The organism is Rhizobium sp. ERR 942 (assembly GCF_007828395.1).
GTDB classification, from domain to species: domain Bacteria; phylum Pseudomonadota; class Alphaproteobacteria; order Rhizobiales; family Rhizobiaceae; genus Rhizobium; species Rhizobium dioscoreae.
Map to the genome: position 1 here is coordinate 240,595 of NZ_VIUA01000005.1, position 25,623 is coordinate 266,217.

Genomic DNA, 25,623 nt, shown 5'->3' on the forward strand with positions numbered 1-25,623 from the left:
CAGAGCAGAACTCCGGTTGGCGCTTGTTTCACAAATATCGTTCGCCCACAGCCTCAACAGCAAAAAAGCCGGGAGAGCATCGCTCTCCCGGCTTTGATCTTGGGCCCCTTGCGAAGATCAGGCGGCTTCGCTTTCCGTTGTGTGTGCCTTGCGGACTTCCTCGTCCGTCAGGATACCGCTGGCGCGCAGCAAGGCGGCGAAGCGGCCGTTGCTCTGGCTGAGCTCGTTGAAGCTGCCATTCTCGATGATGCGGCCGTTGTCCAGGAAGAGGACCATATCCGCCTCGCGGACCGTCGACAGGCGATGCGCGATGATGAAGGTCGTGCGGTTCTGGCGCAAGTTGTCGATCGCCGTCTTGACCCGGTTTTCGGTTTCGACGTCGAGCGCACTGGTCGCTTCGTCGAGCACCAGGATCGGCGCATCCTTGAGGATGGCGCGGGCGATCGCGATACGCTGGCGTTCGCCACCCGAGAGCTTGTTGCCACGCTCGCCGACGCGGGTATCGTAGCCGCCTTCGCGGGTTTCGATGAAGTCGTTGGCGGCGGCGGCCTGGGCTGCGCGGATCATTTCCTCCTGCGTCGCACCTTCACGGCCGAGGCGGATGTTGTCGCTGATCGAGCGGTTCAGCAGGCCGGCATCCTGGAAGACGGTGGCGATGAAGCGGCGCAGCGACTTGCGGGTCACCTTGGTGATGTCGTGACCGTCGACGAGGATCTGGCCCTTCTGCGGATCGAAGACACGCTGCAGCAGGTTGACGAGCGTCGTCTTGCCGGCGCCCGTCGGGCCGACGATGGCGACGGTCTGGCCAGCCTTCACCTTGAAGGAGATGTCGTGCAGGCCCTGCGACGAGTTGGCGAAGCCGAAGGATACGTCGCGGAACTCCACTTCGCCCTTGACGTCCTTGATTTCGGCAAGGCCGGCCGGCTCTTCGCGGTCGCGAACCGAATCTTCCAGCGTGTAGAAGTCTTCAAGCTTGGCGCGTGCTTCGAAAATCTGGTTGGCGAAGTTGCGCAGCTGCTCCAGGCGGCCGATCAGCACGTTGGCGAAGGCGATGAAGGTGATGAGCGCGCCGAGGCTTAGGCTGCCGTCCTGCACGAGAACGGTGCCGATCATCAGGATCGCCATCATGGCGACAGTCGAGGCCGTGCGATTCAGCGCGCCGGCAAGAGCCCACCAGTCGAGCACCGGATATTGAGCCTGCAGCAGGCGCTCGGTGAAGGACTTCAGTGCCTTGGTTTCAGCTTCGATGCGGTTATAGCTGTGCAGCACCGAAACGTTGCTGATCGAGTCACTCACATGCGAGAAGACGGTGTTGTAATGGCTCTCGACCGAGCTCTGGCCATCCTTTGTGCGGTTCATGACCAGACGGCCGATGATCCAGTAAAAGACGCCTAGCAGGACGAGGACCGCGGACAGTCGCAGGTCCATGGCCATGGCGGTCGGGATCATGATGACGAGCGCGACGGCGGTCGTGAGGTGGTTGCGCATGAATTCCAGCCACAGGCCGAACAGCGCTTCGCAGGCGCGAAGCAGCGTGTTCAGCGCGCTTGCGGTGCCGCGCTGGCTATGCCAGGACAGCGGCATCGAGATGATGCGGCCGAATGCTTCGGTGAGCAGGGAGGCGCGGCGGCCATGCGCAAGGCGGTCGGCCTCGCGGGACACAACGATGAAGGCGACAGCACTGAAGACGGCGAAGCCCGCCCACAGCATCATCGTCGGCGTGACGGCTTCTTTCTTGGCAATGGCGTCGAAGATACGGCCGAACAGGACCGGTTCATAGATGGTGGTCATCGCAAGCGCGATGTTTGCGACCACCACCATCCAAACGCGGTAGCGATACGCGCCAAGATACTTCAGGGCTCTTGCATAGACTTTGAACAGTGACACGTCAGGCACCCTCTTTGCATCAGCAAAACTCGGAATGCTGCGACACTACAGATCGGTACCTGAACCGGCGATTAACGGAATCTGAAGCTGTTTTTTCAAGGGAATTTCCCGCCTGACGCGTGCTGTCGCAGCGAGGTGCTATCGGCCGCCGCAGAAATGTGACAATTTGGGGACGACCCTGCCGCGACATCATCCGTTACTATTAAGTCACGCCGAGCGCGGCCATTCACGGTTGAATGGTAAAAAAATCGCCAAAGGCGTTCAATTTCGCGCCGGCCTGAGTATGTTGCCGGCGATTAAGCGCGCTATGGGGCCAGGCGAGCAGGGTGGCAATGCTCGTCCGCCAATAATTCAGGCTGCGAGGCCGAGGGGTAAATGTGAATATCCATTCGCTAATAGAATTGCTTGTGGTTATCGAAGAATGCGAGCGTACAAAGGATGTCGTGGCCGAGCTTGAGCTTGTGCTCCGTTCCTACAAATTCGATTTCTACGGTCTGCTGCGGCAGACGAGGCCGAATGTCGATATCGCCAACTTCATGCTGGCAGGCCGCTGGCCCGATCAATGGCCGCTGACCTATGTCCGCAAGAGATACATGCTCGTCGATCCGGTGGCGCGCTATGCCACCAGGGCACAGCGCCCCTTCCGCTGGAGGGATGCCGTGGCTGCGCACAAATCGGACCCGCTCCGGCGCCGGATGGAGCAGATGATGGCGGATGCTCGTGCCAACGGGCTTATCGACGGCTATATTTTTCCGATTCACGGACGAAGCGGTCTGCTCGGCAGCATGACGATCGGCGGTGAGGCGGTCGATCTTTCCCCGACCGAGCTTTCGCTCTTCGATGCCGTGGCCAGAAAGGCCTTCTGGCGGCTGCTAGAGCTGCGCGACGAAGCGCAATTGCTCGAGGAACAGGAGAAAGCCGATCTGAAACTGACCAAACGCGAGATGGAGGTGCTCAACCATCTGGCCGACGGCATGACGTCGATCGAGATCAGCCGGCTGCTGACGATCTCCAATCATACCGTCGACTGGTACATGAACAGTATCCAGGACAAGCTGAAGGCCAGAAATCGGCAGCACATTGTTGCCATCGCTTTCAGAAACGGACTTATTCCGTAACGGCAACTATTTTGATGTCGGATGTCGCAGGAGAAATTGAACTTCTTGTGACAAGAAGTTAAGAATTCTCTTCGCGGGTGCAGCATTGCCCGTTTCGATGCCGTGAGGAGACAGCATTGCCCATATCCAAGATCCTGGTTGCCAACCGTTCCGAAATCGCCATCCGCGTATTCCGCGCCGCCAACGAGCTTGGCATAAAAACGGTGGCCATCTGGGCCGAGGAAGACAAACTCGCGCTGCATCGCTTCAAGGCCGACGAGAGCTATCAGGTCGGCCGCGGTCCGCATCTTGCCCGCGATCTCGGGCCGATCGAGAGCTATCTGTCGATCGACGAGATCATCCGCGTTGCCAAGCTTTCCGGCGCCGATGCCATCCATCCCGGTTACGGCCTGCTGTCGGAAAGCCCGGAATTCGTCGATGCCTGCGATGCCGCCGGCATCATCTTCATCGGCCCGCGTGCGGATACGATGCGCCAGCTCGGCAACAAGGTGGCCGCCCGCAATCTTGCGATCTCGGTCGGCGTGCCTGTCGTGCCGGCAACCGATCCCTTGCCTGACGATATGAAGGAAGTCGCCAAGATGGCGGCCGAGATCGGATATCCGGTCATGCTCAAGGCCTCCTGGGGCGGCGGCGGCCGCGGCATGCGCGTCATCCGCTCCGAGGCCGATCTTGCCAAGGAAGTGACGGAAGCTAAGCGCGAGGCGAAGGCCGCCTTCGGCAAGGACGAGGTCTATCTCGAAAAGCTCGTCGAGCGTGCCCGCCATGTCGAAAGCCAGATTCTCGGTGACACGCATGGCAATGTCGTGCATCTGTTCGAACGTGACTGTTCGGTTCAGCGGCGCAACCAGAAGGTCGTCGAGCGTGCGCCGGCCCCCTATCTTTCCGATGCGCAGCGTCAGGAACTGGCCGCCTATTCGCTGAAGATCGCCAAGGCGACGAATTATGTCGGTGCCGGCACCGTCGAATATCTGATGGATGCCGATACCGGCAAATTCTACTTCATCGAAGTCAATCCGCGCATTCAGGTCGAGCATACGGTGACCGAAGTCGTCACCGGCATCGATATCGTCAAGGCGCAGATTCATATTCTCGACGGCTTTGCCATCGGCACGCCGGAATCGGGCGTTCCGAAGCAGGAAGACATTCGACTCAACGGCCATGCGCTGCAGTGCCGCGTGACGACGGAAGATCCGGAGCACAATTTCATTCCGGATTATGGCCGCATCACCGCCTATCGTTCTGCGTCCGGCTTCGGCATCCGTCTCGACGGCGGCACCTCCTATACCGGCGCGATCATCACCCGTTATTATGACCCGCTGCTGGTGAAGGTGACGGCCTGGGCGCCGAACCCGCAAGAGGCGATCGCCCGCATGTACCGTGCGCTGCGCGAATTCCGCATCCGCGGTGTCGCGACGAATCTCACCTTCCTCGAAGCGATCATCACGCACGAGAAATTCCGCGACAACAGCTATACGACGCGCTTCATCGATTCCACGCCGGAACTGTTCCAGCAGGTCAAGCGCCAGGACCGCGCCACGAAGCTTCTGACCTATCTCGCCGACGTCACGGTCAACGGCCATCCGGAAACGCGCGGCCGTCCAGTACCTTCGCCCAAGGTGGCGCAGCCAGTGTTGCCCTATATAGACAGCAATATCCCCGACGGCACCAAGCAGTTGCTCGACAAGCTCGGCCCGCAGAAATTCGCCGAGTGGATGCGCAACGAGAAGCGCGTGCTGATGACAGACACGACGATGCGCGACGGCCATCAGTCGCTGCTTGCGACCCGCATGCGCACCTATGACATCGCCAGCATCGCCGGCACCTATGCGCGCGCCCTGCCGCAGCTTCTGTCATTGGAATGCTGGGGCGGCGCCACCTTCGACGTCTCCATGCGCTTCCTGACGGAAGATCCATGGGAGCGTCTGGCGCTGATCCGCGAGGGCGCACCGAACCTGCTGCTGCAAATGCTGCTGCGTGGCGCCAACGGCGTCGGCTATACCAATTATCCCGACAATGTCGTGAAATACTTCGTCCGTCAGGCGGCCAAGGGCGGCGTCGATCTCTTCCGCGTCTTCGACTGTTTGAACTGGGTCGAGAACATGCGCGTGTCGATGGATGCGGTTGCCGAGGAGAACAAGCTCTGCGAAGCGGCGATCTGCTACACGGGCGACATCCTCAATTCGGCGCGGCCGAAGTACGACCTGAAATATTATACCGATCTCGCCGTCGAGCTGGAAAAGGCCGGCGCTCATATCATCGCGCTGAAGGATATGGCGGGCTTGCTGAAGCCGGCTGCCGCCAAGGTACTGTTCAAGGCGCTACGCGAGGCGACAGGCCTGCCGATCCACTTCCATACGCATGATACCTCGGGCATTGCCGCCGCGACCGTGCTTGCCGCCGTCGATGCCGGCGTCGATGCCGTGGATGCCGCGATGGATGCGCTGTCGGGCAATACCTCGCAGCCCTGCCTCGGCTCGATCGTCGAAGCCCTCAAGGGTTCCGAGCGTGATCCGGGTCTCGACCCCGAATGGATCCGCCGCATCTCCTTCTACTGGGAAGCCGTGCGCCATCAGTACGCCGCCTTCGAAAGCGATCTCAAGGGACCGGCCTCGGAAGTCTATCTGCACGAAATGCCCGGCGGCCAATTCACCAACCTCAAGGAGCAGGCGCGTTCGCTCGGGCTTGAGACCCGCTGGCACCAGGTGGCGCAGGCCTATGCCGATGCGAACCAGATGTTCGGCGATATCGTCAAGGTGACGCCGTCCTCCAAGGTCGTCGGCGACATGGCGCTGATGATGGTCAGCCAGGACCTGACGGTCGCCGATGTCGAAAACCCGGCCAAGGATATCGCCTTCCCGGATTCGGTCGTCTCCATGCTGAAGGGCGATCTCGGCCAGCCGCCGTCCGGATGGCCGCAAGCGCTGCAGAAGAAGGCGCTGAAGGGCGACAAACCCTATACCGTCCGTCCCGGTTCCCTGCTTGCCGAGGCCGATCTCGATGCGGAGCGGAAGGTCATCGAGACCAAGCTGGAGCGCAAGGTCGACGATTTCGAATTCGCCTCCTACCTGATGTATCCGAAGGTCTTCACCGATTACGCACTGGCCGCCGACACCTACGGTCCGGTCTCGGTGCTGCCGACGCCGGCCTACTTTTACGGTCTCAAGGAAGGTGATGAGCTCTTTGCCGAGATCGAAAAGGGCAAGACGCTCGTCATCGTCAACCAGGCGATGACAGCGACCGACGAGAAAGGCATGGTGACGGTATTCTTCGAGCTCAATGGCCAGCCGCGCCGCATCAAGGTGCCGGATCGCGCCCATGGGGCTTCCGGCAGTGCCGTGCGCCGCAAGGCGGAGACCGGCAATGCCGCCCATGTCGGCGCGCCGATGCCGGGCGTCATCTCCACGGTCTTCGTCTCGCCCGGCCAGGCGATCAAGGCCGGCGACGTGCTTGTTTCCATCGAGGCCATGAAGATGGAGACGGCGCTGCACGCCGAAAAGGATGGCACGATCTCCGAGGTGCTGGTGCGCGCCGGCGACCAGATCGACGCCAAGGATCTGCTCGTCGTCTACGGCGCATAATCCAAGCTTTGCTGAGATACGAAGGCGGCCCAATCTGGCCGCCTTTTCGTCGCGGGTATCCGAGATCGGCTCTCCATGTGCGAACACGACGAAGAATTCCATAGCTTTCGTGTCGGATCATGGTAGCCAGGTCGAGGAGGCGGAGGCATGACGAGAGCATTTTCCTTGCGGGCGGCGACAGATGCCGATGTCGATGCAATTCGGGCGCTGACACGCGAGGCCTATTGTAAGTGGGTGCCTCTCATCGGCCGAGAACCACTGCCGATGACGGCAGATTATGCCGAGGCCGTGCGCAAGCATCGTATCGATCTCTTGGAGGCCAATGGTGAGCTTTTGGCGTTGATCGAGATGGTGCCGAGAGAGGATCACCTGTTGATCGAGAGCGTCGCCGTCTCGCCGCGACATCAGGGAAAGGGCATCGGCAGGAAACTGCTAGTTCATGCCGAGCAGGTTGCGGCCGAGCTCGGCGTGAGTGACATGCGGCTTTACACCAACAAGCGTTTTGTCGAGAATGTGCAGCTCTATCTCCGACACGGTTATGCGATCGACCGCGAGGAGCCGCTGAAAGATGGTTTCCTTGTCCATATGAGCAAGCGCATCTGATCGGCGCCAGCTACCTCCGTTTTTCGATCAAGGCAGCCCAGACTGCAGCCACTAGCGCGAGTACCGCGGATGCCAGCATCAGGGCGAAGAGCGCATGTATCGTTGGCGATCGTGCAATGAACAGACCGCCGATCGAGCCGATGAGCGCGCCGCCAGCAATCCGCATGGCAGCGGCGAGGCCTGCGGCTGTGCCGACCATATCCGACCTGACCGACATGGCGCCGCTATTGGCGGCCGGCATGGTGAGGCCGTTGCCGATGCCGATGAAGATGCAGGGGCCGAAGAGTGCCAGAACCTCAACCATGCCCGATAGCGACAAGGCAAGCCCGATTGACAGACCAATGCAGGTCAGTAACCGCGCGATGACGAGGATCGTGCCGAGCGGGATTCTTGCGCCATGGCGGCCAGCCACATAGCTGCCGAGAATGAAGCCGGCCGGAACGAGGCCCATGTAGAAGCCAAGCTTGGCGCTCGAACCGCCGAGCGCATCGCCTATCGTCAGCGGCGCTCCGCCGAGAAAAATGTAGAGCACGCCCATCGAGCACGCCATGCAGAGCGTATAGGCCCAGAACCGAGCCGAACGCAAAAGCAGGGCATAGGAGGCAAGATAGTTTCTGCGCGCGGCTGACGCCGGCGCTTTCGATCCCTTCAGTTCATGCAGGGACAGAAAGAGGGCGGCAATGCCGAAGATCGCAAGGACGATGAAGCTTGCCCGCCAGCCGAAAAGCTCGTCCAAAGATCCGCCGAACAAGGGGCCGACCATGGGCGCCAATGCCCATCCCATGGCGAGATAGCCGAACTTGCTGGCAGCCTGGCGCTCGTCTGATGTTTCCTTGATGATGACGAGGGCGACCGAATAACACGGTCCGATACAGGCCTGCATCATGCGGCATAGCAGGAAGATGTCGATATTCGGCGCGAGAACGCAGCCAATCGAAGCGATGATGAAGATCGAGAGCGCCGTCAAGACGACAGGCCGACGGCCGAACCGGTCGGATATCGCGCCCCCGACCGCCTCAAGGGCCGCGGTGACAATCGAAAAGCCGGCAACCGATAGATTCACGAGAGCGAAATCGGCATGGAGTGCCGCTGCGATCTTCGGCAGCGACGGCAGGATCATGTTAACAGGCAGCACGGCAAGTGCCGAGAGCAGGATGAGGGTTATCAGCCGCGGCGGTGCGGCGGCTCTTTCGGTCGCCGTGTCGTCGGTTGGTTGCTTGGATGGATGATCGATGCGGCTTTCGGTGCGCGTCATGGCCTTGTCCGTCGTGTGAATGGGAAGTCGAGGGGAATCTGACGGGGTGCGGCCCGGATTTCAGGCAATAAAAAAAGGCCCCGTCAGGAGCCTGCTTACCGCGCATGGGTGCTTTCGCCGGATGGTTACACCATCCTGCCCATGCGCCTTCCTACCACTACGAGAACGAGTGCCGTGTTCATGGCATTAGAGCTAGCCGCAAAGCGGCCAAGCGTCAATGCGCGGCTTTGTCCAATAGCGACGAGCCCCGTTTTAACCTCAGCCGGCGGCTCAGATGCGGCTCAGATGCGGCTCAAATATCGTAGCTGAGCCCGGAATTCAGTGTCGAGATGAATTGCTTCGTCCGCTCCTGTGCCGGATTGGAGAAGATGTTGCGAGAAGAGCCTGTCTCGACGATGTTGCCTGCTTCCAGGAACACGACGTTGTTGGCGATCTTCGAGGCGAGGCGCAGGTCGTGCGTCGCCATGACCATGGTCGTGCCTTCGTTGGCGAGCTTGCCCAGCACGTCGACCACTTCGGCCGCCAGTTCCGGATCGAGCGCCGAGGTCGGTTCGTCGCAGAGCAGCACGCGCGGCGAGGGGGCGAGCGCCCGGGCGATGGCGACACGCTGCTGCTGGCCGCCCGAGAGCGTCGAGGGCCAGGCATCGATCTTGTGTGCCATGCCGACCTTGGTCAGAAGCTCGACGGCGCGGGCGCGGGCCTTGTCCTGAGGCCAGCGCAGCACGGTCGTCAGGCCCTCCATGACGTTCTGGATTGCGGTCTGATGCGGAAAGAGCTGGAAATTCTGGAAGACCATGCCCGTCTGGCGGCGGATCTTCTGGATATCCTGCCAGGACGGCTTCTTACCCGGCTGGAAGGTAGCCGTCTCCTCGCCGATGCGGATCGTTCCGGCGGTCGGGATTTCCAAAAGGTTGATGCAGCGAAGCAGCGTGCTTTTGCCGCCGCCCGAAGGTCCCACAAGCGCCGTCACCGTTCCCTCGGGGATCAACAGGCTGATATCCTTGAGGATGACAATGTCGCCGAAGCGCTTTTCGATATGCGAAAGCTCGATCATGCCTGTGCCTCCAGCGTGCCGCCAGAGCGGGCGAAGCGGCGTTCGAGGTAGCCCTGCAGCGTCGAAAGAAAGGTGCTGAGCACGAGATAGATGATGGCGGCCTCGATATAGAGGATCAGCGGCTCATAGGTCGTTGCGACGATGCGCTGCGCGGCCTGAAACAGCTCCGGCACGGTGATGGCTGCGGCAAGCGATGTATCCTTGACCAGCGAAATGAAGGTGTTCGACAGCGGCGGCACGGCGACGCGGGCTGCCTGGGGGAGGATGGTGCGGCTCATGGCTTGGCGCCAGTTCATGCCGATCGAATAGGCGGCTTCCCACTGGCCCTTTGGCACAGAGGAAATGACGGCGCGGATGATCTCGGACGTATAGGCCCCGACGCTCAGCGTAAAGCCGATGATGGCTGCCGGAAAAGCGTCGAGCAGGATGCCGAGGCTCGGCAGGCCGTAGAAAATGACGAAGAGCTGCACCAGAAGCGGCGTGCCGCGGATCACCCAGACATAGAAGCGGGCGATGGCGACGAACGGCGCCGGGGCAAACAGCCTGACGACGGCGGTGAGCAAGCCGAGCAGAAGGCCAAGCACGAAGGTTATCAAGGTGAGCGGGATGGTGAAGACGAGCCCCGCCCAAAGCAGCGTGCCCAGTGACTCCCACATCAGTTGCAGCCAATGCTCCAAGGAGAAGCCTTTCGATAACAGAATGCGTCCGGAGGTGACCCCGGACGCATCTTTTTCACAATTTGGCGTTTCTGCCTATTCCCCTTACTTCGAAACGTCCTGTCCGAAGTATTTTTTGGAGATCTTGTCATAGGTGCCGTCAGCCTTGATATCGGCCAGCGCCTTGTTGATCGCAGCAAGCAGCTCCGGCTCGCCCTTGCGGATGATGACGGCGGAGAAATCGGCATTGGCCTGCTGGGCGACGATCTTCACCGGCGCGTCGGGCTTGTGCTTCTTGAAATCGAGGAAGGAAAGGCTGTCGTTGATCGTGGCGTCGGCGCGGCCGGTCAGCACGAGCTGGATCGACTGGTCGAAACCGTCGGTACCGACGAGTTCGGCGCCGGATTCGGTTGCGAGCTTGCCGAAGTTGCTGGTCAGCGACTGTGCGGCTTTCTTACCCTTGAGATCGGCGAAATCCTTGATATCGGTATTGCTGTCCTTGACGATCAGCACGGCCTTGGAAGCGATATAGGGCTCGGAGAAGTCATACTTCTTCTTGCGCGCTTCGGTGACGCCGACTTCGTTGATGACGGCGTCGTAGCGGTTGGCATCGAGACCGGCGATCAGGCCATCCCACTTGCCTTCCAGGAACTGCACCTTGACGCCGAGCTTGGCGGCAATCGCCTCGGCGATCTCGACATCGAAGCCGGTCAGCTTGCCGCTCTCGTCATGAAAGGTGAAGGGCGCATAGGTGCCTTCCGTGCCGACCTTGAATACGCCGGCCGACTGGATCGCCTTGAGGTTTTCGCCGGCATGGGCGGGGAGCAGGAACGCAGCCTGCACGAGGGCGGCGGCGGCAACAGTCTTCAACCAGTTCATCGTTCTCTTCCGTTTCTGGAGCGGTTTCATTCAATGTCGCATACATCGCAGAAAAATTGCATCGCGAAAGCGTAAAAAACTGCGAGATAAATGGGCAATTGCGAATATTTTTCTCAAAGAACGCGGATCGAGCCATCGAGCGAGGCGAGGCTTCCATCTCGATCGATAATTGCTGACCAATGTGGCAGTGCAGCATAGTGACAATTCTCGATGTCGCCCTACCTTTCCCAATGTTGCTCCATCTTTCTCAATGTTGCCTATTGCAGCATCTGGTTGTGTCTTTGGTGCGGCATGATTCATGCAGGGCATGCGCGCTATCAATGTCTCCAGTCGGTTTGCCGGGAGACGCGGGCGGCGATCAAAATGCGTTTCTATTAGGAATTGCAGTGCAGGAATTGATCTGACACAGCCCGAAGAGGTGACGAATTGTCCATCATTGCGCGCTGGCGGCCTTGGCCGGTTCGTGAGCTTCACGTCGTGGCTGCGTCAATTCTTCTGAGCGTGTCAACATTCATGCCGACCTTTGCGGCGGAAATGACCGAGCGGCCGTCGAAATGGGTCGGCCGCGTTGCGGCCAACGATGCGGCTTTTGGCTGGCCCGGCAGCGGTTTTGCGCTGCGTTTCGAAGGCACTTCGCTCTCGGCTACCCTCTTTGATACCGGGCAAAACAGCCTGGAGATCGAATTGGACGGTGTTCCCCAGCGCCTTGATCTGCAGACGGGGCAACACCGATATCAGCTTGCCGATGGCTTGCAGCAAGGCGTCCATAGCGTTCGCGCGACCCGCCGCACCGAAGGATGGATTGGCGATACCACATTCGTTTCGGCCGAAACCGACGGGTCGTTCCTTCCAGCGGAGGCATCGACCGAAGAGATGGTGGCAATAGGAGACTCCATCACTGCAGGCTACGGTGTCGAGGGTGTCGGTCCCGGATGCAAATTCACTCCCGGAACTGAAAATCAATATCTGACATATGCCGCTCTCGCCGCGCGTAGCCTTGGGATGGAGCTTACGACGCTCGCGGTTTCGGGAATCGGCCTTTCGCGTGCTCGCAAGGGCACGAAAACCATGCTTGACGTCATCGACAATGGGACGCTGTTGAGAAGCGGTGCGCCCGGTCTTCCTGACGAGCGCGTTTCCACGGTCGTCATCAATTTGGGGACGAACGATTTTTCGGACGGCAAGAATCCCGACGATTTCGGCGGGGAATATGCCAAGCTTCTCTCCAAGCTCAGATATCAGTTTCCAAAAGCGTATTTCTATGCCGCGCTCGGGCCGATGATGCCGCAGAAGGATTTCGATGCTGCCGAGAAAGCAATCAAGGCCGTCGTCCAGACGAGCGTCGCGAAAGGCGAAAACCGCCTTCGATATCTGAATTTACGCGTCAAACCGAAGGATTTTGGATGCAACTGGCATCCAAGCCGCAGCACCCAGGCGGCGATGGCGGATGTGTTGGAACAAGCAATCAAAGCGGATCGAGGCCGTCATGGTTGACGAGCAGGTGCTTTCCATTCCGCGGTCAAACTCGAAACAATTGGACTCTCTCCAGTTTCTTCGGTTTGTGGCCGCGTTCTCCGTTGTTCTCTTTCATTTCGGACGCACCCTTGTGCTCGAGTACCATGTCGATCGCAATTATTTCGACATGGGTGCGGCCGGCGTCGACATTTTCTTCGTTCTGAGCGGCTTCATCATCAGTTATTCCTCCGATCCGGGACGCGGAATTGTCTATTTCGCACGCAAGCGCGTTGCAAGAATAGTTCCGCTTTATTGGTTGCTGACGCTGGTGATCGTCTTGATCGCGCTCGTGAAGCCCAACCTGCTCAATTCGACTGTGGTGACCGTCGACACGGTCATCAAATCTCTACTTTTCATCCCCTATCAGAAAAGCGGGGGCGCCGTACAACCGATCCTTTTCCTGGGCTGGACGCTTTGTTACGAGGTGTTTTTCTACCTGATCTACGGCGCCTGCCTGATCTTTGGCGCCAGGGCAAGCTGGTTCGCCTCCGCAGCCATCTTCTTCCTGATCGCGCTGCATGCGATTTGGCCCGCGGGATCTATCGAATGGCGTTTCTATACAAATCCGATATTGATCGAATTCGTTCTCGGCATGATGCTTCACAAGGCATATTCGGCTTACAGCGCCATCAGGAGCGGATCGAATGTCGCCGCCTTTGTGCTCGTTCTCCTGGCATGCGGGGCTTACTTCTTCATCGTGACACTCGCCGGCCCCAGTCTCTTTGCCTCAAGTCTCTTTGCGGTCCTCTTCGTCTCGGGCTTCCTGCTCATGCGGCTGCCGTCCGGGAAACTTTGGGCCATTCTGGTTCTGCTGGGAGATGCGTCCTACTCGCTCTATCTCGTTCATCCCTACACGTTTCAGCTTCCGGTTAAATTGCTGGGCAAGCACCTCTCCCTGGCCGTTGTGACGGGAAGTTTGGCGCTGGTCACGCTTTGCACGATCGGGATCTCGGTGGTGCTTCTTAAGTTCTTCGAGCGGCCGATGCAGGCTCTTCTGATGCGGCGGCCGAAACCCATCGAGCCGACTGTCGCTCCGGTGGGGTAAAACCCAGCGTCTCGCTGCGGGTCGGCGACCATCAAGCCGCGGCCGTTCGACGCTTCATTCGTTCGCTGATAATGATGATGAAGCCGGCGCTGAGGATTAGGATAGCGCCGATGAAGGTGTTGGCGCCGGGGATGTCGCCCCAGATGAGGTAGCCGAGCAGGAAGGCCCAGACGAGGGAGGTGTATTCGAACGGTGCCAGCACCGAGACGGGTGCCTGGCGCATGCCTTCGAAGAGGGCGAGCTGACCGGCGCCGGCGATGATGCCGGTCAAGGCGAGCAGGACGATCTGGAGCGGCGTCGGCGTGTGCCAGTGGATGATCGCCATGCCGGCGGTCAGGATGATGAACATGATGTTGGAGACGGCCATCTGGATATGGCTCTTCTCGTGCAGCGCCGTCTTGCGTAGGAGCACCATGCCGCATGCCCAGAGGACGGCGGCCTGCAGCGCCAGATAGACCGGCCAGGAAATCGACAGCCCCACGGGATTGGAGGCGATCACCACGCCGCAAAAGCCGACGCCGACCGCCATCCAGCGGGCGAAGGTGACCTTTTCGCGCAGCACGATGGTTGCCAGAATCGTGCCGACGATCGGAGCGGCGTAGTAGAGCGTCGTTACCTCGGCGAGCTGCAGATAGGACGCCGCCGAATAATAGGAAATCCAGGCGATCAGGATGATGATGCTGCGCACGATCATCGGCTTGATGATCGGCGAGCGCGCCACCTTATGGACGAGCGAAGGCCCTTCGAAGACGAAGCAGCCGGCAAGAATGGTGCAGCTTCGGATGAACAGGACCTGCCAGACGGGAATGGAGGCGACGAGCAGCTTCACCGCCGAATCGTGGGCGGTGAACAGCATGTAGGCAAACACCGTAAGCAGGATGCCATAGCCGATGGAGTTTTTCACGGGGATGCACCAGAGGATGACCCGGCTTGGGCCGACCGAAGAATCTTTCAGGTCTCAACCGATAGGAGCCTACTTTTTCGGCGTCAATAAAACATTTTGCCGATGGCGTGCACATGTGAATGATTTATTCGGGTTGTGGTGTCTTTGCCTCCGCTTTAACAGACGGAGATGAAATGTGACCGCTTCGACTTTTTCGATCGTTGAGATTTTAATCGATTTAAATAGACTGCGGCGCAAATTTGGAGGAATTTTCATGGACAACGGGACGAGAATGGAGGGCTTGAAGGAGCGTAGGAGCCCGTTTTTCACCAAATCACGTGCTGCGGTGTCGCTGATGTTTCTCATGAACGGCTTCATGGTCGGATGCTGGGCACCGAAAATTCCCGAATTCGCCGAGCGGCTGCAACTGACGAAATTCGAGCTCGGCCTGATGATCCTCATCTTCGGCGTCGGCTCCCTCGTCATGATGCCGCTCGCCGGCGCGCAGATCGCCGTGCGCGGCTCGCGCGTCGTCGTGCAGGCCTTTGCTGTGCTGCTGCTGCCGATGATCCTGGCGCTGACGCTGGCGCCGAATGTCTGGACGGCGGCGATCGCGCTTTTTCTCTTCGGCGGTTTCATCGGCGCCATGGATGTGGCCATGAATGCCAATGCCGTCTCGGTCGAAAAATCCATGCGCCGGGCGATCATGTCCTCCTGCCATGCCTTCTGGAGCCTGGGCGGCCTTTTGGGCGCGGCGATCGGCGGGCTGCTGATTTCGCGCTGGGGCATTCTCGGCCATGCCGAAGCCTCGACTGCGATCGCCGTGCTTTTCCTCGCCATTGCCTGGCCTATGGTGCTTGGCGATCAACCGCATCATGATGAGGCCAAGCCGAAGGCAAAGCTGCCGATGATCCCGCTGCCCTGGCTGCTCGGCATCGTCGCGCTCTTCTGCATGGTACCGGAAGGCGCGGTTCTGGATTGGAGCGCGCTCTATCTCAGCCAGGAAAAGGGCGCCTCAGTGGCGCTCTCCGGCTTCGGCTACGCCGCTTTCTCCGCCACCATGGCGACCATGCGTTTTGCCGGCGATTTCGTCCGCGATTGGCTAGGGGCCGTCAGGACGCTGCGGGTCTGCACGGTCTTCGCCATCGTTGGCATGCTGGCGGCGGCGCTGGCGTCGAACGCGGAAATCGCCATTCTCGGCTTTGCGCTCTGCGGCATCGGCATTTCCAACATGGTGCCGATCGCCTTTTCGGCTGCCGGCAATATTCCGGGCCTGCAGCCGGGCATCGCCATTTCGGTCGTCACGACGCTCGGCTATTCCGGTATGCTGGTTGCGCCGTCGGCGATAGGCTTTGCCGCCGAGCATGTCGGCTTCTCGCCAGTCCTGATGGCGCTACCGGTGCTGCTGCTTGTGGTGCTGGCATTGTCATCGCTGGCGCGCTACGCCGACGGCATCGGGGACGCCAAGCACTAATTTCGTCGCTTTTGCCCGGTAACGGTTGAGGTCAGTCCGATCAAAAGAGATTGTCGTGGCGGTTGACAACGACCGCTGCGTGATCCACCTGAAAGACACCCATTTTCGAGGCCTGCGAGAGCTTTCCATGTCGTCCGCCACCGATTTCGATCCGAAACCGCGCCGTTCCTCCGTTGCCGTCGATGTCGGCGGCGTGATCGTTGGCGGCGGTGCCCCCGTCGTCGTGCAGTCCATGACCAATACCGACACGGCAGATATCGATTCGACCGTCGCCCAGGTCGCCGCCCTCTACAAAGCCGGCTCGGAACTCGTGCGCATCACCGTCGATCGCGATGAAAGCGCTGCCGCCGTGCCGAAGATCCGCGAGCGGCTGCTGCGCCTCGGCATGGACGTGCCGCTGATCGGCGATTTCCATTATATCGGCCACAAGCTGCTCGCCGATCATCCGGCTTGCGCCGAGGCGCTGGCGAAATATCGCATCAATCCCGGCAATGTCGGCTTCAAGGACAAGAAGGACAAGCAGTTCGCCGAAATCATCGAGATGGCGATCCGCTACGACAAGCCGGTGCGCATCGGCGTCAATTGGGGCTCGCTCGATCAGGATCTTCTGACCGCGCTGATGGACAAGAATGCGGCGGAAGGTTCGCCGCTCTCGGCCCGGCAAGTGACGCGCGAGACCATCGTACAGTCTGCGCTGATTTCGGCGAGTCTCGCGGAAGATATCGGCCTCCCGCGCAACCGCATCATCCTCTCGGCCAAGGTCAGTCAGGTACAGGATCTCATCGCCGTCTACTCCATGCTGTCGGAGCGTTCCGACCATGCGCTGCATCTCGGGCTCACCGAGGCCGGCATGGGCTCGAAGGGCATCGTCGCCTCGTCCGCCGCCATGGGCTATGTGCTGCAGCATGGCATCGGCGACACGATCCGCGTTTCGCTGACGCCGGAACCGAATGGCGACCGTACCCGTGAAGTGCAGGTGGCGCAGGAACTGCTGCAGGTCATGGGCTTCCGTCAGTTCATCCCCGTGGTTGCGGCATGTCCCGGCTGCGGCCGAACGACGTCGACGGTCTTCCAGGAACTGGCGCAGAACATCCAGAACGATATCCGCAAGAACATGCCGGTCTGGCGCGAGAAATATCCGGGCGTGGAAGCTCTGAACGTCGCTGTCATGGGCTGCATCGTCAACGGTCCGGGCGAAAGCAAGCATGCCGACATCGGCATTTCGCTGCCCGGAACCGGCGAGACGCCGGCCGCGCCGGTGTTCATCGATGGTCAAAAGGCCATGACCCTGCGCGGCCCGAACATCGCCTCGGACTTCGAGGCACTGGTGACCGACTACATCGAAAAGCGATTCGGTCGGAAGAACGTCGCGGCGGAGTGATCCGCCGCTTAAAGCCGAGGCTGATTAGATATTGCTCGTCAGCAGCTTGATGCCGGCAAAGCAATAGAAGCCGGCCATGGCGCCCTCGATCCAGCGGCGGGCATTGCGATATACTTTGAGCGCATGCGATGTCGAAAATAGGATCGCATAGCCCATAAACGCCAGAAAACCCGTCGTGCCGCAGACGACGATGATCAGCACCGCTACGGAAGCGGGCGCGCCCTGCGGCATGCCGAGCGCGATGATGGCGAGCCATGCGAAGATCGCCTTGGGATTGGTCACGTGGATGCCGTAGCCACGCAGGATCAGCGATTTGAAGCTAGGCGCCTTCTGTTCCATCTTGGCTGTTTGCAGCTCGCCATGGGCGCGTACGGCACGGAATGCCTTGTAAGCGAGATAGAGCAGATAGATGCCACCGAAGATCTTCAGAACTTCCAGCGCCATCGCATAGGTCTGCAGTAGCGTCGCAAGGCCTGCCGCTGCGGCAATCGCCCAGGTCATTGATCCCCCGAAAATCCCGAGCGAAATCGTCATGCCGGCTTTGCGGCCATGGGTCATCGAGGTGCCGATGATGGCCATGATGGCGGGGCCAGGGCTAACGACGGCAATGATGTAGGCGATATAGGCCGGCAGGATCTGCGGAAGATAGGCAAGGGTTTCGTGCATGGAAGATTTCCCGGGGATGTCGGCCGTCGCGGAGAATTCAGCGTCTAAAGGCCAATACGGAACGGGACTGTGTCATAGATTGCGGCCGAAATCACCCGGCGCAGTTATGGATTCTTGTGATGGTGACATTTCATGGCTGAATGAATGGCCATGGCTGAACGTGGCCATGGGCCGTTAGCCGCTGCCGAGCGGCTGGCTCACCCTCATGCAACACAATTGACGGTATTTCGGAATCAGCTCTTGCGGTTCGCGATGAAGCGGGCGGTTTCCGTCAGGATGCCTGCCTTGTCGCCATAGCCAGACAGCAGGTCAGCCGCTTCCTTCACCAGCCTCGCGAGCGTCGTTTCGGCCCATTCCTGCCCGTGCAGAGCGACCAGCGTGCCCTTGCCACGGGCGGCATCCTTGCCGGTTGCCTTGCCCATGGTGACGGCATCGGCGGTGAGGTCGAGAAGATCGTCTGCGAGCTGGAAGGCAAGGCCGATCTTTTCACCGAAGATCCGCAGGCGCTTGCGGTCTTCGACCGAAGCACCAGCGATGATGGCGCCGGCCTCGCAGGCAAAGCGGATCAGCGCGCCCGTCTTCATCGCCTGCAGCGTGGTGATACCCTTTTCGTCGGGCGCTTCCTTCTCGGCCGCGAGATCAAGCGCCTGGCCGCCGGCCATGCCGCCGATGCCAGCTGCGCGCGACAGCGCCAGCACGAGCGCCATTTTCCGATCCGCCGGCAGCTCCGTCTCGGGGGCGGCGATGATGTCGAAAGCGTAGGTCAGCAGGCTGTCGCCCGCCAGGATTGCGGTCGCGTAATCGAAGGCGATATGCACCGTCGGCTGGCCGCGTCGCAGATCATCGTCGTCCATCGCGGGCAGGTCGTCATGGACGAGGGAATAGCAGTGCACGCATTCGAGTGCGGCACCGACCCTCAGTGCCGCCTCGGCATCGCCGCCGAGAAGGGCCGCCGATTCCATGACCAGGAAGGGCCGCAGCCGCTTGCCGCCGTTCAGTACGCCGTGGCGCATCGCGCTCAGCAGCCTGTCGGGGCGGGTGATCTCGTCATGGAGGCTGGTGTCGGCCAGCAGCCGGGTCAGCAGTGCTTCGGTCCTACCGGCATTGACCTTGAGGCGTTGTTCGAATGAGGTATCGGTGCTGTCCATGGCCGCTGTTTGGCATGAGAGGCGGTTGCTGGCAACGAGAATTGTCAACAGCCAGGGGGGGAATTGCGTCGCACTCTGGTCATCGCTTTGCGTAGACGGTATGACGAATGCAGCATCAGAGCGTTTCCCGGATACATCAAGGCGTGCCGGGATGGAGCGATCGTGGACGTCAGGCATTTGGACATATCGACGGACAGTGAGGAGGAGGAAGCCGAGGTGCCGCGACGCTCCTCCCTGTTGGCACGCTTCAGGGACCGTCCGTTCTGGCAGCGCATCGTCCTCGTCCTGATCGGCTTTTTGCTGCTCCCCTATGTCTTCATCGTCTTCTACCTGCTGCCGTTCATCCATCCTGTCTCAACCCTGATGATAGGTGATGCCGTCACCTTTCAGGGATATGACCGCCGCTGGGTCCCGCTGGAGAAAATCGCGCCGGTGCTGGTGAAATCCGTCATGGTCTCGGAAGACGGTCAGTTCTGCTTTCACGGCGGCGTCGATTGGGGGGAGATGCGGGTTCTCGTCGAGGAGACGCTGAGCGGCAAATCCACCCGCGGCGGCAGCACGATCCCGATGCAGACGGTGAAGAACCTGTTTTTGTGGAACGGCCGCTCCTTCGTGCGCAAGACGCTGGAATTGCCTTTGGCGGTCTCCGCCTCGGCCGTGTGGTCGAAACGCCGGATGATGGAAATCTATCTGAATGTTGCCGAATGGGGACCGGGCATTTACGGCATCGAGGCGGCGGCACGCTATCATTTCAAGGTCCCGGCCTCCAAGCTTACGGCACGTCAGGCGGCGCTTCTTGCCGTCTCGCTTCCCAATCCGATCGATCGGGTGGCAAGCAAGCCGGGACGAGGCCTCAGCCAACTCGCCTCGCTCATCCAGCGCCGCGCACGCAATGCCGACGCATATATCAAATGCCTTTATGACTGATATCAGAACTTGTCGTTCGATCGGCTTGTCGTCATCTGGCATCCTTGGCCGTGACGTAAGGGCGGGTTTGAATCATTTCAAATAATTCTTTCCCTTCGGATTCCGGCGCTGAAAAGGAAACAATGATCGTGGACAAGCTCACTCTCTATATCGGCAACAAGAACTATTCGTCCTGGTCGTTTCGACCGTGGCTTGCTCTTGAAGGGTGCGGCATTCCTTTTGAAGAGGTGCTGATACCTTTCGATTTTCCAGGTGGAAATCCGCGCATTCGTGAGGTGTCGCCGACGGGCAAGGTGCCGATGCTGGTTCACGGTGGTTTCAAGGTATGGGAATCCTTCGCCATCATTGAATATGCGGCCGAGCTTTTCCCGGATGCCGGACTTCTGCCGAGGGATCGCCAGGCGCGTGCGTTGGCGCGATCCTATAGCATGGAGATGATTTCGGGCTTCAGTGCCCTGCGTAACAGTTGCCCGATGAACATGCGCCGTCCGATCGCGCGCCGCGAGCTGCCAGATGCGGTGACGACGGATGTGGAGCGCATCGAAACAATCTGGCGCGAGGCGAGAGCCGTTTCAGGTGGGCCTTTCCTGTTCGGGAGCTTTTCCGGCGCGGATGCCATGTTTGCCCCTGTTGTTAGCCGCTTAGAGCGGTACGACATTGCGGTTGCGGCGGATACGCGGGACTATATGGCTGTTATGAAGGCGCTGCCTGCCTGGCAAAAATGGGAGGAAGCGGCATTGCAGGAAACATGGACCGTGCCGGAGGATGAGGACTGATTCGGCCTCGAATATCCGCGAATCTGGCGCGGCCGGCAAAAAATGCTATTTGGGACTGGTCAAAGCCCGGCAAGCCATGTATAAGCCCGCCCAATTTCCGAAATTGATGCATGTCTGTTTCGGCCGCCTTGCTGGCCGTGGACATGTTTCGTCCGTACATGGAGTAACGAGAATGGCTGTACCGAAGAGAAAAACGAGCCCGTCCAAGCGCGGTATGCGCCGCTCTGCTGACGCCCTGAAGGCTCCGACCTACGTCGAAGACAAGAACTCCGGCGAACTGCGTCGTCCGCACCACATCGACCTGAAGACCGGCATGTATCGCGGCCGTCAGGTTCTGACGCCGAAGGAAAGCGCATAATCTAGCGCTGCCTTAATGGCATGGATGAAAAGGCTGGCGGTTCGCCGGCCTTTTTGGTTTTGATCGGGGGGTGCTGAAGTGGATTATACGGGGGGAAAAACGCCGCCTCGCGGTATGGTGCGGCTCTGATATCCCCTTTGTCCCTTTCGGGACATCTCCCCCAAAAGGGGGAGATTATCGGGAGCATGCTGCCCGCTCTCACCAAACCGATAACTGCAGTTCCGCGGATTCGATATCCGCTTGAGGCGCGAGGATTCAGCAAGTTACCAATCTCCCCACTTGTGGGGGAGATGTCACGTCAGTGACGCAGGGGGTAAAACTCTCCAAGAATTCACGAGCGCGTTGCCATGCATCAAAGGCTATCCAGCTTGTTCTGCATGGCGCGGAGCTGTTCCTTCAATTCGTCGATGTCCTTGGCTTCGGCCTTGCGGCTTTCCTTGGCCGGCGGCTTCATGAAGGGCGAGAACATCTGCATGGCCTGCTGGAACATTTCGGTGTTGCGGCGGACCTGTTCCTCGACCATCTGCATGGGCAATTGCAGGTTCTTGCCGAGCGGCGTTTCGCCGAATGCGCGATTGATCTGCTCGCGCATCTGCGTCTGCTGCTCGGTAAACGCGCGCATCGAGTGCTCGAGGAAGCTCGGCACCACCATCTGCATCTGGTCGCCGTAATAGCCGATCAGCTGCCGGAGGAAGGAAATCGGCAGTAGCGTGTTGCCGGTCTTCGATTCCTGTTCAAAAATGATCTGTGTCAGGACCGAATGCGTAATATCTTCACCGCTCTTGGCGTCCTGGACGATGAATTCCTCGCCCTTCTTCACCATCTCCGCCAGGTCGTCCAGCGTCACATAGGTGCTGGTGCCGGTATTGTATAGGCGGCGATTGGCATATTTCTTGATTACGATCTGGCCCTCATTTTTTGCCATTATCAGTCTCCTGGCCCCGTCTGATTGTATGGAATATTCCTCCACTCCGGAGTGTAGACGCAAAAGAAGCTTGGTGACAATCGGTTTGTGCGATGCGGCAAGGCCTTTCCTTTGATTGGATTTTTTGAACGCGGTGACAGCTTCGTGAAATCCGCACGATGAAAATTCTTGCTGTTTGACTCAGAAGCAAAGCTTTGACAGTTTCGCCTCATATACGTGTCCATTCTGTGAGGAGGCTTCCATGAGCAGTTCATCCATCGTCGTCGCCAGCGCTGCCCGCACCGCTGTCGGTTCGTTCAACGGTGCTTTCGCGACCGTTCCGGCGCATGAACTTGGCGCGGCCGCGATCAAGGGTGCGCTGGAGCGCGCCGGTGTCGATGCCAAGGAAGTCGACGAAGTGATCCTCGGCCAGGTACTTCAGGCTGGCGAAGGACAAAACCCGGCCCGTCAGGCCGCGATGAAAGCCGGCATTCCGCAGGAAGCGACCGCATGGGGCGTGAACCAGCTTTGCGGTTCCGGCCTGCGTGCCGTGGCGCTCGGCCTGCAGCAGATTGCAACGGGTGACGCGAAGATTATCGTCGCTGGCGGCCAGGAATCCATGTCGATGGCGCCGCATGCCGCGAACCTGCGCTCCGGCACCAAGATGGGCGACATGAAAATGATCGATACCATGATCAAGGATGGCCTGACGGACGCCTTCTACGGCTATCACATGGGCATTACGGCGGAAAATATCGCCCGCCAATGGCAGCTTTCCCGCGATGAGCAGGATCAGTTCGCCGTTGCCTCGCAGAACAAGGCCGAAGCTGCGCAGAAGGCCGGCCGCTTCAAGGACGAGATCGTCCCTTTCACGATCCAGACGCGCAAGGGCGACGTCACGGTCGATGCCGATGAGTATATCCGCCATGGCGCGACGATGGAGGCCATGGCGAAGCTGCGCCCGGCCTTCGACAAAGAGGGTTCCGTCACCGCTGGCAATGCTTCCGGTCTCAACGACGGCGCCGCAGCGGCCGTGCTGATGACCGAGGCGGAAGCCTCGCGCCGCGGTATCCAGCCGCTGGCCCGCATCGTCTCCTGGGCGACAGCCGGTGTCGACCCGCAGATTATGGGGACCGGGCCGATCCCGGCCTCCCGCAAGGCGTTGGAGAAGGCCGGTTGGTCGGTCAACGACCTTGATCTTGTCGAGGCCAACGAGGCGTTTGCCGCCCAGGCCTGCGCCGTCAACAAGGACCTCGGCTGGGATACGTCGATTGTCAACGTCAATGGCGGCGCGATCGCCATCGGCCACCCGATCGGCGCCTCGGGCGCACGCGTCCTCAATACGCTGCTGTTCGAAATGAAGCGCCGCGGCGCCCGCAAGGGGCTTGCCACGCTGTGCATCGGCGGCGGCATGGGCGTCGCCATGTGCTTCGAAGCGCTTTAAAATCAAAAAAGTAGAGCAAGATGTCGTCCGAAAACCGCGGGACATTTTCGGCACCATGCTCTGAGGCGTCTTGAAGGGTATTTCCAGAAGAAGTGGTGAAAGCGGAGCGGGCTACCCGAGCTTCGGGCGTCCCGCCTCCGCAACAAAAAGGGGAGTGGCACATGAGCAGAGTGGCATTGGTAACCGGCGGTACGCGCGGCATCGGAGCCGCCATTTCGATGGCGCTGCACAATGCGGGTTACAAGGTGGCGGCAACCTATGCCGGCAATGACGAGAAGGCCCGGGCTTTCCACGATGTGACGGGTATCTCGGTCCACAAATGGGATGTCACCGACTATGAGGCGTGCGGCAAGGGAATTGCCAAGGTCGAGCACGATCTGGGCCATGTCGACATCCTGGTCAACAATGCCGGCATCACCCGTGACGCCATGTTCCATAAGATGACGCCGCAGCAGTGGCATGAGGTCATCAACACCAATCTCACCGGCCTCTTCAACATGACGCATCAGGTCTGGCAGGGCATGCGCGACCGCAGCTTCGGCCGCGTCATCAATATCTCTTCGATCAACGGCCAGAAGGGGCAGATGGGCCAGGCGAACTATTCCGCCGCCAAGGCAGGGGATCTCGGCTTCACCAAGGCGCTTGCCCAAGAAGGGGCCGCCAAGAACATTACCGTGAACGCGATTTGCCCTGGCTATATCGGTACTGAGATGGTGCTGGCGGTGCCGGAGAAAGTGCTGAACGAGCGCATCATCCCGCAGATCCCCGTTGGGCGCCTCGGCGAGCCTGAGGAAATCGCCCGTATCGCGGTTTTCCTCGCCAGCGACGATGCCGGTTTCATCACGGGATCGACCATATCTGCCAATGGCGGCCAGCTCTTCGTATAAGCAATTCCAGAAGAAGCGCAGGGCTTTCCCGCGCGAAGCTGCGTAAAGGCAATGAGATTGGAGCGGCTTGGAACTCTTGCGGGAGGCTGAGCCGCTTCAGGCCGTTTTGGAGCCAGATGCCGAAAAGTATCAGGGGATTTTCGGACGACATCACGCCTACTTCTCAGATTCCAGAGTGGATTCAGATTTTAGGCCGACTCGACCTAAAATCATCTGGCTCTAGGGGCGGATTAAGAGTTCCCAGTCCCGGCGTGCAATCATCCCCGGTTTGAATTTGCTTGCTGTCGCTGCCGTGGCTTGAATTCTAGAACGACGGCTTCAAGTGCGACCTGCTGCTTTTCCTTGCCGCGTGCTCTTGCCGCGCTGGCGAGGGCGTAGAAAGTCGTGCCGATGAGCACCAGTGCTGCAATGCTTGCGATGATTGCGGCCATGATGCGGTTCCTTTCTCAAAACACTGCTACCTTCCCGCGGTTCATGTCGCGGGAAGACGATTTTCCTGAGGGAACGGTTGTTCCGTGAGTTTGTTCCAGAGCGGGTCTGACCGGCCGGCCATCAAGGGTGATCGGTCAGCCGATGCTGGCTTTAGCGGCAGCGAGCTTCGTAACGGTGACCATACCGATCGCGGTAGATGCAATATCCGCGACGATCTTCCGAGCGTCCGATGAGGTTGCCGACCACACCGCCAGCGACTGCGCCGACAGCGGCGCCACCCCAGCTATGCGTGGCTACGCCGCCAATCAGCGCGCCGGTACCGGCTCCGATGGCCGTGCCTTTTTCCGTAGACGTGCACGATGCCAATGCGCCGAGGACGGCGATCGCGAGGATGATCTTCTTCATGGTGTAGCTCCCTAGTGTTGCGAGGTTTGAACAACAAACCGCGGATCAAATCCGTCCCATCAATAACAGAATAAGGACAATGACGAGAACAAGCCCGAGACCACCCGATGGGCCATACCCCCACGCCCGGCTGTAACCCCAGCTGGGTAGTGCGCCGATCAGCAGCAGAATCAGTATCACAAGCAATACCGTACCAAGCATGATGTGTCTCCTCCATGTCGATCGCTTGAATGTCCCGCCAATATCGCTTCCGATCCGACGTTATCCTTCCAGCGCTTCAGCTCAAATCCGTATCCAGGAACAGGCTGAGTTCCGCAATTCTGTGCAGATAAACTTGCGTGCTCGATA

General features: G+C 59.8%; 24 protein-coding genes. 12 read left to right on the forward strand and 12 right to left on the reverse strand.

Going from position 1 to position 25,623, the window contains the following annotated elements; translation table 11 throughout:
- Positions 1-117 precede the first annotated feature (117 nt).
- Positions 118-1,887, reverse strand: a complete 1,770-nt coding sequence (locus tag FBZ97_RS21275; protein ID WP_145321893.1) for a glucan ABC transporter ATP-binding protein/ permease — start codon at positions 1,885-1,887, stop codon at positions 118-120.
- A gap of 377 nt (positions 1,888-2,264) precedes the next feature.
- On the opposite strand from FBZ97_RS21275, the gene FBZ97_RS21280 reads away from it, so the two are divergent.
- The 3 genes from FBZ97_RS21280 to FBZ97_RS21290 all read left to right on the forward strand — a co-directional run bounded on the left by FBZ97_RS21280 (position 2,265) and on the right by FBZ97_RS21290 (position 7,186).
- The gene (locus FBZ97_RS21280) at positions 2,265-3,005 is read left to right on the forward strand and encodes a LuxR family transcriptional regulator (RefSeq protein WP_113389770.1); all 741 of its coding nucleotides are present in this window, start codon (positions 2,265-2,267) and stop codon (positions 3,003-3,005) included.
- A gap of 116 nt (positions 3,006-3,121) precedes the next feature.
- Positions 3,122-6,583 carry a pyruvate carboxylase gene (pyc, locus tag FBZ97_RS21285; RefSeq protein ID WP_145321895.1) on the forward strand — a complete coding sequence of 1,154 codons (3,462 nt, stop codon included), beginning with the start codon at positions 3,122-3,124 and terminating at the stop codon, positions 6,581-6,583.
- A gap of 147 nt (positions 6,584-6,730) precedes the next feature.
- Positions 6,731-7,186, forward strand: coding sequence for a GNAT family N-acetyltransferase (locus tag FBZ97_RS21290; RefSeq protein ID WP_113331432.1), 456 nt, complete (start codon positions 6,731-6,733; stop codon positions 7,184-7,186).
- 10 nt (positions 7,187-7,196) lie between these two features.
- Here FBZ97_RS21290 and FBZ97_RS21295 read toward each other — a convergent pair whose 3' ends face one another.
- The 4 genes from FBZ97_RS21295 to FBZ97_RS21315 all read right to left on the reverse strand — a co-directional run bounded on the left by FBZ97_RS21295 (position 7,197) and on the right by FBZ97_RS21315 (position 11,030).
- The gene (locus FBZ97_RS21295) at positions 7,197-8,441 is read right to left on the reverse strand and encodes a multidrug effflux MFS transporter (RefSeq protein WP_145321897.1); all 1,245 of its coding nucleotides are present in this window, start codon (positions 8,439-8,441) and stop codon (positions 7,197-7,199) included.
- Positions 8,442-8,733: 292 nt separating this feature from the next.
- Complete coding sequence (locus tag FBZ97_RS21305) at positions 8,734-9,495, reverse strand: amino acid ABC transporter ATP-binding protein (RefSeq protein WP_113389773.1); 762 nt, start codon at positions 9,493-9,495, stop codon at positions 8,734-8,736.
- Positions 9,492-10,172, reverse strand: a complete 681-nt coding sequence (locus FBZ97_RS21310; RefSeq protein ID WP_015341657.1) for an amino acid ABC transporter permease — start codon at positions 10,170-10,172, stop codon at positions 9,492-9,494. The genes FBZ97_RS21305 and FBZ97_RS21310 overlap by 4 nt, the downstream gene beginning before the upstream one ends.
- Before the next feature lie 84 nt (positions 10,173-10,256).
- A complete protein-coding gene (locus FBZ97_RS21315; protein WP_113389774.1) occupies positions 10,257-11,030 on the reverse strand; it encodes an amino acid ABC transporter substrate-binding protein in 774 nt (257 codons plus the stop codon).
- Between the two features lie 426 nt (positions 11,031-11,456).
- On the opposite strand from FBZ97_RS21315, the gene FBZ97_RS21320 reads away from it, so the two are divergent.
- Together FBZ97_RS21320 and FBZ97_RS21325 are read left to right on the forward strand one after the other, a co-directional pair.
- Positions 11,457-12,524 (forward strand): SGNH/GDSL hydrolase family protein, encoded by a 1,068-nt coding sequence (locus tag FBZ97_RS21320; RefSeq protein WP_113395670.1) that lies wholly within the window; start codon positions 11,457-11,459, stop codon positions 12,522-12,524.
- A complete protein-coding gene (locus FBZ97_RS21325) occupies positions 12,517-13,590 on the forward strand; it encodes an acyltransferase (RefSeq protein WP_186449530.1) in 1,074 nt (357 codons plus the stop codon). The genes FBZ97_RS21320 and FBZ97_RS21325 overlap by 8 nt, the downstream gene beginning before the upstream one ends.
- Positions 13,591-13,621: 31 nt before the next feature.
- Here the strand turns inward: FBZ97_RS21325 and FBZ97_RS21330 are convergent, their stop codons facing one another.
- Positions 13,622-14,494 carry a DMT family transporter gene (locus tag FBZ97_RS21330; protein WP_113331445.1) on the reverse strand — a complete coding sequence of 291 codons (873 nt, stop codon included), beginning with the start codon at positions 14,492-14,494 and terminating at the stop codon, positions 13,622-13,624.
- A 253-nt stretch (positions 14,495-14,747) separates the two neighbouring features.
- On the opposite strand from FBZ97_RS21330, the gene FBZ97_RS21335 reads away from it, so the two are divergent.
- Positions 14,748-15,947, forward strand: a complete 1,200-nt coding sequence (locus FBZ97_RS21335; protein WP_113501592.1) for an MFS transporter — start codon at positions 14,748-14,750, stop codon at positions 15,945-15,947.
- 127 nt (positions 15,948-16,074) lie between these two features.
- Positions 16,075-17,328 carry a flavodoxin-dependent (E)-4-hydroxy-3-methylbut-2-enyl-diphosphate synthase gene (gene ispG, locus FBZ97_RS21340; RefSeq protein ID WP_113331449.1) on the forward strand — a complete coding sequence of 418 codons (1,254 nt, stop codon included), beginning with the start codon at positions 16,075-16,077 and terminating at the stop codon, positions 17,326-17,328.
- A 24-nt stretch (positions 17,329-17,352) separates the two neighbouring features.
- Here the strand turns inward: ispG and FBZ97_RS21345 are convergent, their stop codons facing one another.
- Complete coding sequence (locus FBZ97_RS21345; protein WP_113352728.1) at positions 17,353-17,994, reverse strand: LysE family translocator; 642 nt, start codon at positions 17,992-17,994, stop codon at positions 17,353-17,355.
- Between the two features lie 233 nt (positions 17,995-18,227).
- Positions 18,228-19,142 (reverse strand): polyprenyl synthetase family protein, encoded by a 915-nt coding sequence (locus tag FBZ97_RS21350; RefSeq protein WP_145321902.1) that lies wholly within the window; start codon positions 19,140-19,142, stop codon positions 18,228-18,230.
- Between the two features lie 216 nt (positions 19,143-19,358).
- Here FBZ97_RS21350 and mtgA point away from each other — a divergent pair, with 216 nt between their 5' ends.
- From mtgA to rpmF, 3 genes are all read left to right on the forward strand, one after another.
- On the forward strand, positions 19,359-20,069 hold the full coding sequence (gene mtgA / locus FBZ97_RS21355; RefSeq protein ID WP_113331596.1) for a monofunctional biosynthetic peptidoglycan transglycosylase: 711 nt from the start codon (positions 19,359-19,361) through the stop codon (positions 20,067-20,069).
- A 128-nt stretch (positions 20,070-20,197) separates the two neighbouring features.
- Complete coding sequence (locus FBZ97_RS21360) at positions 20,198-20,845, forward strand: glutathione S-transferase family protein (RefSeq protein WP_113352896.1); 648 nt, start codon at positions 20,198-20,200, stop codon at positions 20,843-20,845.
- A gap of 172 nt (positions 20,846-21,017) precedes the next feature.
- Positions 21,018-21,203, forward strand: coding sequence for a 50S ribosomal protein L32 (rpmF, locus tag FBZ97_RS21365; RefSeq protein WP_003543812.1), 186 nt, complete (start codon positions 21,018-21,020; stop codon positions 21,201-21,203).
- Between the two features lie 352 nt (positions 21,204-21,555).
- Here rpmF and phaR read toward each other — a convergent pair whose 3' ends face one another.
- A complete protein-coding gene (phaR, locus tag FBZ97_RS21370; protein WP_069611531.1) occupies positions 21,556-22,128 on the reverse strand; it encodes a polyhydroxyalkanoate synthesis repressor PhaR in 573 nt (190 codons plus the stop codon).
- A gap of 241 nt (positions 22,129-22,369) precedes the next feature.
- On the opposite strand from phaR, the gene FBZ97_RS21375 reads away from it, so the two are divergent.
- Together FBZ97_RS21375 and FBZ97_RS21380 are read left to right on the forward strand one after the other, a co-directional pair.
- Positions 22,370-23,551, forward strand: a complete 1,182-nt coding sequence (locus FBZ97_RS21375) for an acetyl-CoA C-acetyltransferase (protein WP_112724156.1) — start codon at positions 22,370-22,372, stop codon at positions 23,549-23,551.
- A gap of 161 nt (positions 23,552-23,712) precedes the next feature.
- On the forward strand, positions 23,713-24,438 hold the full coding sequence (locus FBZ97_RS21380; protein WP_069611533.1) for a beta-ketoacyl-ACP reductase: 726 nt from the start codon (positions 23,713-23,715) through the stop codon (positions 24,436-24,438).
- Positions 24,439-24,695: 257 nt separating this feature from the next.
- Here FBZ97_RS21380 and FBZ97_RS34500 read toward each other — a convergent pair whose 3' ends face one another.
- From FBZ97_RS34500 to FBZ97_RS21390, 3 genes are all read right to left on the reverse strand, one after another.
- The gene (locus tag FBZ97_RS34500; RefSeq protein ID WP_176727992.1) at positions 24,696-24,869 is read right to left on the reverse strand and encodes a hypothetical protein; all 174 of its coding nucleotides are present in this window, start codon (positions 24,867-24,869) and stop codon (positions 24,696-24,698) included.
- 151 nt (positions 24,870-25,020) lie between these two features.
- Positions 25,021-25,275, reverse strand: coding sequence for a YMGG-like glycine zipper-containing protein (locus FBZ97_RS21385; protein WP_113389778.1), 255 nt, complete (start codon positions 25,273-25,275; stop codon positions 25,021-25,023).
- 45 nt (positions 25,276-25,320) lie between these two features.
- Entirely contained in the window at positions 25,321-25,476 is a 156-nt protein-coding gene (locus FBZ97_RS21390; protein ID WP_075853478.1) for a DUF3309 family protein, read from the reverse strand.
- Positions 25,477-25,623: the final 147 nt, after the last annotated feature.